The sequence below is a fragment of the Microcoleus sp. B7-D4 genome, assembly GCF_036705125.1.
Lineage (GTDB): Bacteria > Cyanobacteriota > Cyanobacteriia > Cyanobacteriales > Microcoleaceae > Microcoleus.
Genome location: NZ_JAUBTT010000093.1, coordinates 1 through 9,613, shown reverse-complemented (window position 1 = coordinate 9,613; position 9,613 = coordinate 1). Strand labels below are relative to the sequence as shown.

The following is a 9,613-nucleotide window of genomic DNA, read 5'->3' as shown; positions in this document are numbered from 1 at the left end:
GCCCCCGACACCGCCGACACCGACACCAACACCAGTTATAGTCGAGCCCCCGACACCGCCGACACCGACACCGACACCAGTTATAGTCGAGCCCCCGACACCGCCGACACCGACACCGACACCAGTTATAGTCGAGCCGCCGACACCGCCGGCACCGACACCGACACCAGTTATAGTCGAGCCGCCGACACCGCCGACACCGACACCCCCTGCTATCATCAACACACAGAATAATTGGTGTGGCTTAGAAGCTGGATTGAACAAACTTGAAAACATCCTTGACGACCAGCTAAATACAATTAAACTACCCATAGTTGGTTCCCTCAAGAACATTGCCCCCAATTTTATTGACAGCTTCAAAAATAAGTTAGTCGATGCGGTTAAAAATGGGGTAAATCAAACTACCGAGCAGTTAGAAACTACTTTGGGCAATGTACTTGGAGCTGATTTCAACGTCAAAGTCGATCGCAATTCTACTCAAGATGAAAGCACTTTACTAATTACTCTGGGTAAAGCATATCAAGGCGATGCTAATTTAGCCCAAAATTTAGGGATGCCTGGATTAGGTTTGACTACGGATGGGAAAGCTAAATCGACAGCAAATTTTGATTTGGCGATCGCTGTGGGTGTTCATAAAGATTTTGGTTGCTTCATAGATACCGACAAAACCAAGCTTACAGCTAATTTTGACGCCGGAATAGATGACAAATCTAAGGGGCAAGCTAATTTAGGCGTTTTACAACTTGACCTGAATAATAATCCTCAAAAACCCACTAAAGCTGAGGCTAAACTTGCCGTCAATTTGAAGGATTTGGATAATTTGGGAGGTGCGAATGATGGATCTCGCTTAACTCTCTCAGAACTTGGTGGTAACTATCAGTTAGCAGATTTGTTCAATGCTACCTTAACTGCTAACGCTAATCTCGGTCTCCAAGCTAAAACTAGCATTAACAGCAATCCTGCTTTTCCTTCCTTAAGTTTTGACCTGGGCGCTAATTGGCAGGCTATTAATTATACCAACGGTCAATTAACTGCACCGCAAAATCCAACAATTAACATTGATAACGCCTCTTTTAACTGGGGGCAAACATTACAAGGGTTGGAAACAAGCTTGACTCAGCTTCAAGACAGTCTCAATCAAAATTTACTGGAAGTAAAACTGCCAATTTTAGGGAAATTAAAAGATGTAATTCCCGGAGATTCTAGTGCTTTGACTTTCCTGAATACAGTCAAGGAGAGTACAATAAATGAGTTGAAGTTAGTTAGCGATCGTACTCTCAGTTCAACCCTCACTTCTCTTGTCCAAGACTCGCTAGATGGCAATTTCAACTCCGAAGCATTAGGGGCAAAATTAACTTCTCAATTTGCCCAGAAATTTTCTGAACAAATTGCCAACAACCTACAAGCAGGATTAACCAAATATTTTCCTTCCAAAAAACTCTTTGGCTTTTTAGATTGGCCTAGTTTGAGGGTAATTGGTAACGGTACTCCAGATGACATTAATCTGCAAATTTCCCTAGACAAAAACTATGAATTCCCAGATGTTAACCTTTCTGGAGACTTAGGACTTCCAGCATTAGGTTTGGACGTAAATGGCAAAGCACAATCCAAATTTGACGGTAACTTATCATTAGGATTTGGCGTCAATAAAGATTTTGGCTTCTATGTTGACACCAACAAAACCAAACTGGACGCAAATGTAGAAGCTGGTCTAGATAATAATTTCAATGCCAAAGGTCAATTAGGATTTTTCCAAGTAGACCTTGCCAACAATAAGGACAATCCTACCAAAGTTGAAGCAAAATTTGCCGTCAAATTAAAAGATTTAGATAATTTGGGAGGTGCGAATGATGGATCTCGCCTAACCTTCCCAGAACTGACTAGCAACTATCAGTTGTCAGACTTATTGAATCCTACCTTAAATAGTAGTGCTAATCTCGGTCTGCAAGCTAAAACTAGCGTTAACGGCAATCCGGCTATCCCTTCCTTTGACTTTGACCTTGGAGTTAATTGGCCGATCGTCAATTACGCTAACGGTGAATTAACCGGGCCGCAAAAACCCAGTGTTGAGTTCAAGAATATGCAGCTCGACTTGGGAAGCTTTATTACGGGTTTTGCTAAACCTGTCATCACCAAAGTCAATGATGTTGTGAAGCCGGCTCTTCCTATAATCAATGCACTGGAGAAGGATATTAAACTGCTGTCTGAATTCAAGGCGATCAGGAAGTTCTTCGACCAAGACCGCGATGGCAAGGTGACGCTGATCGAAATGGGTGCGACTCTCACAGGCACAACGATCGATGATCGATTCCTAGATGCCCTTCAGTACATCGGCCAAGCAAGTGATTTGCTCAATAGTTTTTCATCTCAAGAGGAGAAAATTGCTATAGATTTAGGTGACTACGCGATCGATTTCGATGCCACAGATCCCAATGCTGATACCAAAACTGCTAATACAACTCAAACCAAAACCGCCACATCTCCCACTGACCAAGCTAAATCAAATTCAAAGGGCAACACTCAAGAGTTGCTTTCCCTCTTTGACAAGATGGATGGGCTGAGTTTTCCTATCTTGAGAGAGCCTCAAGTTGCCATCGACTTGCTGATGGGTAAACCAGATGTCAACCTGTTCGACTATAAAGTGCCAAAGCTCGATTTTAATTTCAGTATTAATAGAAAGTTTCCTATCTACTCCATTCCTGTTGTAGATGTAGGTGTCAACGGCAAGTTACAGGGAAACTTTGAAGCTAAAGCTAACTTTGGTTTCGGCTTTGATACCTCTGGACTTTCTCAATGGAAACAATCTGGCTTTAATGCCTCAGATGCCTATAAAGTTCTTGATGGTTTTTATGTAAGCGATCGCGAAAATGCAGATGGTACAGGATCGGATGTTAATGAACTCAAGCTTAATGCTAGTATTTCGGCTGGGGGCGGAGTTGATATTGCAGTGGCAAATGCCTACCTCACGGGTGGAATTAAGGCTAATGCTAAATTAGACTTGCTCGACGTGGGAGAAGGGTTTGTTCCCTTTAGAGGAACGGGTGATGGCAAAATTCGCGGTTCCGAAATTACTTCCCGCATCAGCAACCCCCTGAGCCTGTTTGAAGTTAATGGTGACGTGAAAGCTGCCCTAGATTTTAAGGCTGAGTATTGGACTTTCTGGGATGGCTGGGAAACAGCTTACAAGAGGCGCCTAGGTGAAATAAAACTGGCTGACTTCCGATTGGGAAGTGGTTCGACGCGCAAGAGTCGCGCCATTGATGGTTACATCACTGGTGGAACAGTCTTCTTCGATGCCAACTTCAATGGGCTGCAAGATGATAATGAACCCTTCGCTTTTACCAACCCTGATGGCAGCTTCGACCTCACGATAGAACTAGAAAAATTCGACAACAATAAAGATAGCAAGATCGACTATACCGAAGGTAAAATTGTCATCACCGACGGGATAGATATCTCGACCTATTTGCCCCTAGAGACACAGTTGTCTTCTACTCCAGAGTCAGAGGTGGTGACACCTTTAACTACCGTCATCGCTGAGTTAGCCCAGCAAGGCACTGACCCTGAAACTGCTGAAACTCAAGTGAAATCAGCGCTGGGTCTGCCGGCTGATGTTGATTTGGGCAGCTACGATCCTTTGGAGGCGATCGCCAATAACGATCCCAAGGGTGTGGCGGTTTATGCAGCACACGCTCAGGTACAAAATACCATTGTTTTAGTCACCGATTTAATTACCGGTGCTTCAACTACCGCGAAAAATGAGATTGCCAAGAGCGTAATTTCTGCGGTTGCCAATCAAATTAAATCTGGCACTCTCGACTTCAGCAATTCCACACAAGTGCAGGCGATTATTGAGTCGGCGACGAGTCAACTGCAAGTACCGCAACTCTCTAGTATTGCTTCGGATGCTGCCCAAATTATTGCCGAGGGAAATCAGCGAATAAAGGCGATCGCATCCAGCAATTCCTCGCCCTCAGATGCCGCGACAGAAATCGCCCGCATCCAAAAAGTTGCACAAGGACAAGTAGCCCAAGATTTACTGCAAGTTGCAGCCGGGAATAAAACGATTCAGTCGGCAATTTCCGAAAATACTGGTGCATCTCTAAATACCAAAATTCAGTCGGCGACAGCTAACAATCCAACAGTCCGTAATACTTTAGATACTGATGACTCCAGTACACCATCTACACCCGATGAACCATTCCCAGAAAGCGGTATTGAATTAGTTAAAGATGGGGAAAATACTACCGAAAGCACCGATGGCGATGATACCCTCATGGGCAGCGCTAGCGATGATATATTGCGCGGTAAAAAAGGAAATGACTTGCTGTTTAGCCTTGATGGCAATGATTGGATGAATGGCAATCAGGGGAACGACTTAACAGATGGTGGAATTGGTGACGATACGCTTTACGGCGGAAAGGGTTTTGATACCTTGACTGGTGGTGCGGCTAGTGATTTCCTTTCTGGCAATCGGGGTGAAGATATCCTAATTGGTGAAAAAGCCGACGATACCCTCTACGGCGGTCAAGGCAATGATTTTCTGGTAGGAGGTGAGGGTAACGATTTCCTCAGTGGCGATTTGGGTGATGATACCTTAGTAGGGGATGTAGGGAGCGATCGCTTCTTATTATCTACCAATTCTGGTATTGATACTGTTGCTGACTTTGAAGTCGGTCAAGACTTGTTAGTGTTGGGTAACGGGTTGACTTTCTCGCAATTAGCCATTGTCCAAGATAGCGATGCAACATTAATCCGGTTTGCACAAACAGGGGAGATTTTAGCCTCTCTCACCGGAGTTTCTGCTAGCAGCATCAGTGCCGTTAATTTCGGATTGATTTAAGAAGGATGTGGGTTCAAGCACTTATTCTATCGGAGTTTGAAGTAAGTCCGCGCGTGCGAAGCTATCCCGTAGGGAATCGCCCGTAAAGATGGTAACGAATAAGTTTTAGGGGCGGGTTTTACGGGAAATAATTGCCTAATACCAATTATCCCGTAAACCCGCCCCCACCCTTGCGAAAGTCCGCTAGGGCTTGAAACGAACGGCCCAACCGCATGGCAGATATGTATCAAAAATCCCGTTCTTAATATTTCAGTATAATGACACTTGCTATTGAAATGTTTTTGTGTTATCTCATCCACCTCGCGCTGGCTTATCCGTAATATTACTTAATAAAATTCCCCATCTTTATCAAAACTTTAAATAAAAAGGTGTTTATAAAGAAAACTTTATAGATATTCTCTAAAAAAACAGTTATGGTTACTACAACCTTCAGAAAGTGTTTCGGATGCAAGTCGCGAAACAGGGAAATCCTTGTCTTTTTTTAGCTATTAGTAGGTGCATTATGCCAAATTTAAATAATCAAGTTTCACCAAGTGCGATCGTCTTTATCGATACTAAAGTTGAAAATTATCAAAGTTTGATTGCAGGGGTAAAACCGGGTACGGAAGTAGTCGTTTTGGATGGGAATAAAGATGCGATCGACCAAATTACTGATATTTTAGCTCTTCGTACCAATATTGACAGCATTCACATAGTTTCTCACGGTGCTCCGGGCAGCTTGCAATTGGGTAATGGCTGCTTGAGTGCAGATAATGTGGAAACTTATTCCGAGAAATTGCAGCAGTGGCGGAGTGCTTTAAGTGTTGATGCGGACATTCTCATTTACGGTTGTAATGTCGCATCATCACCTCGCACTTACCCGAAAGTCCGCCAGGGAATGAATTCCCTGTCTCAAAGCTCAAGTCGGTTGAAACCGACTGGTAACAACCTCAATAAACAGTCCCTAAGCGAGGACTTTCGCTATGAGACGGGGGTTGAAACGAACGGCGGATCGGATGAATACGCCATAGATGATGAACAGGCGAGAGATATAGACGGTGTAGCCTTCATCCAACGGATTGCCCAACTCACAAATACAAACGTTGCAGCTTCCCAAAACCTCACGGGAAGTGTAGCCAAAGGCGGCGACTGGGAACTGGAAGTCAGAACCGGGGAAATAGAAACGCCGCTGGCATTTGAAGCCGAAGTATTAGCAGGTTACGAGTATGTTTTGAATAGTTTTGGTGCTGCAACTAATTTTGGCGCGGGGGGGCAGCCGCAATTCGTCGGCGTAGGAGACTTCAACGGCGACACCAAGCCTGACTTAGCCGTGCCGAATCGTGTCGCTAACGTTTCTATCTTATTAGGGACAGGTACAGGCACCTTTAGTGCTCCCACTAATTTTCCTGTGGGACAATATGCCTTTGCTGTGACGGTGGCAGACTTTAATGGAGACACCAAGCTTGACCTAGCCGTTGCCAACTGGGGGAGTAATAACGTCTCAATTTTGTTAGGAACAGGGACAGGCAGTTTTGGTACAGCTACCAACTTTAACGTCGGGTCGAGTCCTTGGTCAGTTACGTCCGGCGACTTCAATGGAGATGGCAAGATTGACCTAGCCACAGCCAACATTGACTCAAACAATGTCTCTATTCTATTAGGGACAGGTACAGGCAGCTTTAGTGATCCCACGAACTTTATCGTCGGGACAAAACCCCAGTCTGTATCTGTAGGCGACTTTAACAAAGACGGCAAACTTGACCTAGCTACGGCGAACTTTACCTCAAACAATGTCTCGATTCTATTGGGGACAGGCACGGGTAGCTTTGGCACTGCCACTAATTTTAGTGTGGGAACAAACCCCTATTCTGTTGCTGTGCAAGATTTTAATGGGGATGCCAACCCTGACATAGCTACAGCCAACGAAGGCTCTAATAATGTATCGGTACTGTTAGGGAATGGCACAGGTGGCTTTGGGACTAACACTAACTTTGCTGTGGGGACAGGGCCTCGTTCCGTTACTGTAGGTGACTTTAACGCCGACGGCAAAATTGACTTAGCTACAGCGAACGGTGTTAGCAGCTCGACCCCTGTGGCTAATAACCTCTCGGTTCTGTTGGGGACAGGCACTGGTACTTTTAGCCCTGTCGCCAACTATAGCTTGGGGTCAAATCCCTGGACTGTCACTGCGGCAGACTTGAATGCGGATGGGAATCTTGACCTAGCCACGTCGAACTATTGGACTAACGACGTTTCGATTCTGCTTAATACAACCCCGGCGGTAAATTTCGGGGCTGCAACTTACAGTGGCAGTGAAGGAACCGCAGATACAGTAGTCAATATTCCCGTTACTATCAGCGCCACTCCTGACGCTGCTGTAACAGTGCCTATTGTCATCGACCCCAGCAGCAGTGCCACCGAAAATTCAGACTACACCTTTTCGCCTACCTCGATTACATTCCCCGCAGGTGCAACAGGTGACGCACTCACCCAGAATGTTGCATTTACTATCAAACCCGACAACATAGTTGAAAATGCCGAAACCGCAATCTTCAACTTTGGCACAATCATCGGTGGCGTTGCCGGTACAACCAAACAAACCACACTAACTATTGCGGCTAACGGTCAACCTTCAAGCCTGAGTCCGTACCAAATAGACCTCAAAACAGGCGCAATTACCGGTGGGCCAAACCCGTTTATTTCTCTAGTAAATACCCCGACCGACTCAAACGCAGACAGTTGGTTAGAAGCGGTAGCCAAAATCAATTTTGACGGCAAGATCAAAAAAGCAAAATTCATCGTTGAATACGACAAAACTCCGTCAGGATGGACGGTAAATCTCGGCGACTCAGCGTCAAACGATGGCTATGGAGGGGATGCCAGCACTAACAGCCGCGATGCCGAGATGCAGATTGTTAACGGGGGTATGGCAGTTTTTGGGAATGACTACAATACACCCCCTGGCGGAGAACTTACCCCAGGAAATGTGCCTAACTTTGTGAGTAATGGTTCCCGCGTCGAGTTAGAAGTGAGCAACGAACAACTTGCGTGGGATAACAAAAGCGGGCTAAAAAATAGCCTGAATTCCCCATATCTTTACGCCCTCAACGGTCAACCTGATGCTACTGGGCCAGTCAATTCCGAGATTTACGCCGGATTTAACAGGGTGATTTCAGGGCCAGGCGATCGCATCGGATCGGGTGCTAGCAAGGTGACAATTCTGCTCAATCCGATCGACTACGCGATTAGCGCTGGTACTGCAACCGTTACAGAAGGCAATGAAGGCAAAACTGCTGCCACTTTTACTGTTACCCGCAGCGGTTGCACTGACTTGGCGAGCACAGTAGATTATGCGATCGCAGGTACTGCTACAAACGTCAGCGATTACAACAACATCGGCGGCACATCCGGTGCAACTGCTGCGACTGGTACGATTAATTTTGCAGCGGGCGAGACCTCGAAAACCATTACTCTGGATGTTTTAGGCGATGCGGCGATCGAAGCCAATGAAACCCTTGAGGTTACGCTGTCAAATCCCTCGGTATTAGATTCTACACCGACACTTACCACTGCTACCGCTACCACAACTATTACTAATGATGATACGGCTGGTGTTTCTATTACTCCTACGGAAACAACTGCCACAGAAGCAGGTACGAATGGTACCTACAATGTGGTGCTGAAATCGCGGCCCAGCGACCCTGTAACTATCACTCTCACAACAGGTGATCAGATTGAGGATCTCGCCCCTATCACTTTCACTGCGGACAATTGGAATGTCGCTCAAACCGTTACGGTGAAAGCTGTTGACGATGCGGTTGTGGAAGGGGCGCACAGCGCTAATCTTACTCACATTGTGAGTAGCGCTGATACGAATTATAACGGGATTGTGGTTCCAGGGGTGACAGTGGCGATTACTGATAACGATGTACCGCCACCAGTGACATCAAGCCTGAGTCCGTACCAAATAGACCTCAAAACAGGCACAATTACTGGTGCGCCAAACCAGTTTATTTCTCTAGTAAATACCCCGACCGACTCAAACGCAGACAGTTGGTTAGAAGCAGTAGCCAAAATCAATTTTGACGGCAAAATCAAAAAAGCGAAATTCATCGTTGAATACGACAAAACTCCGTCAGGATGGACGGTAAATCTCGGCGACTCAGCGTCAAACAATGGCTATGGAGGGGATGCCAGCACTAACAGCCGCGATGCCGAGATGAACATTGTTGACGGCAACATGAGCGTTTACGGGAATGACTACAATACACCTCCTGGCGGAGAACTTACCGCAGGAAATGTGCCTAACTTTGTTAGTAATGGTTCCCGTGTCGAGTTTGAAGTCAGCAACGAAGAACTTGGGTGGGATAACAAAAACGGGCTAAAGAATAGCCAGAATTCGCCATATCTTTACGCCCTAAACGGTCAAGTTGATGCTACTGGGCCAGTCAATTCCGAGATTTACGCCGGATTTAACAGGGTGATTTCAGGGCCAGGCGATCGCATCGGATCGGGTGCTAGCAAGGTGACAATTCTGCTTAATCCGATCGACTACGCGATTAGTGCTGGTGTTGCCACCGTTACTGAAGGCAACGAAGGCAAAACTGCTGCCACTTTTACTGTTACTCGCAGCGGTTGCACTGAGTTGGCGAGCACAGTAGATTATGCGATCGCAGGTACTGCTACAAACGTCAGCGATTACAACAACATCGGTGGCACATCCGGTGCAACTGCTGCGACTGGTACGATTAATTTTGCAGCGGGCGAGACCTCGAAAACCATTACTCTGGA

The 9,613-nt window shown here is 46.0% G+C and carries 2 protein-coding genes; both read left to right on the top strand.

Going from position 1 to position 9,613, the window contains the following annotated elements:
• On the top strand, window positions 1–4,843 hold a 4,843-nt coding region (locus tag QUB12_RS29175), incomplete at its 5' end, for a calcium-binding protein (protein WP_333309556.1).
• Window positions 4,844–5,345: 502 nt separating this feature from the next.
• Window positions 5,346–9,613 (top strand): DUF4347 domain-containing protein (locus QUB12_RS29170; protein WP_333309553.1); only part of this gene is annotated, 4,268 nt, incomplete at its 3' end.